This window comes from Corynebacterium sp. HMSC076D02, from assembly GCF_001813815.1.
GTDB classification, from domain to species: domain Bacteria; phylum Actinomycetota; class Actinomycetes; order Mycobacteriales; family Mycobacteriaceae; genus Corynebacterium; species Corynebacterium simulans.
The window spans coordinates 1-1,074 of record NZ_KV814025.1; the positions used below are offsets into that span (position 1 = coordinate 1).

The 1,074-nt window shown below is 53.3% G+C and carries 1 pseudogene; it reads right to left on the reverse strand.

The window, feature by feature from the left end:
* Window positions 1-642: 642 nt before the first annotated feature.
* Window positions 643-1,074 (reverse strand): annotated as a pseudogene (locus HMPREF2935_RS00630) (IS6-like element IS1628 family transposase); the annotation flags it as partial.

Genomic DNA, 1,074 nt, shown 5'->3' on the forward strand with positions numbered 1-1,074 from the left:
TATGTCCTATGTCCAACGTCCAAGCCACGCTGCTTTGCAATGGCTTCACAGTCCTGACGCTGCCGGTCGATGGTGAGGCCATCCACGTCAGCGTCTCGCGAGATACGAAGGTAAATAGGAGCGCGTGTTGCCAAACGCTTTTAATAAGGCCCTTAGCTAACATTGAACTTAAAACTCGACGCTCTATCCACTCAACGTCCTCGTATGGTCCTGTCTTGCTTTGTAAGCGATTGGTACATCTCAGAAACCCCGGTGTTCACGATCTCTGTCTTCACATAGATAAAGCGCGTTGGCAATTATTACCCTTAAAGAGTGATTACCAACGAACTTCGAAATTTACTGGCCAAAGCAACCACCCATGCACAGCGTTTTCAGGACGGAGAAGACCACACTGTAGCCGCAGCGCTCCTTACCAAATCAGGAAAACACGTACTCGGTTTGAACGCGCACCATTTCCTCGGTGGTCCTTGCGGGGAGATCTCGGCTTTAGCCAACCATGCTGCTAGTTATCCAGAGGACCCAATCCAAGCAGTAGTCGCCGTATACGGACCTACTGGTCAAATTATGGTGCTGTTGCAACTTGGGGCGGGAGCCAAGAAAGCTCCGTTTTTATTGTGTGATCAACGCTATGTGCCTGTGTTGTCAGGCCGTCTCGAATACCCGGCTAACAATCACTGCATCCGGATTCGGGTGACCATAGGCAAACATCGTGCCCTGCCCCTTCCGCAATGAGTGCATCGCTTCCATCCCTTTCAACGTCCGGTAGGCAGACGTTTGGTTTTTGAATGCTCCTTTCGGCCCCAGGATCCGCTTTAACCGGCCATGATCGCCTTCAATGACGTTGTTGAGGTATTTCACCCGACGATGCTCGACCGTCGATGGACAGACGCCTTCCGCCTTCAGCTCAGAGATTGCCCTGGCGAGTGAGGGGGCCTTGTCGGTGCTGATCACCCGCGGATAGCCTGCCGATTTATTCGACCGCAGCGTCTTCGCCAGGAAACGCTTCGCTGCCGCGACGTTGCGTTTTGGTGAGAGGTAGAAGTCCAGGGTCTGGCCACCTGCGGTGATTGCCCG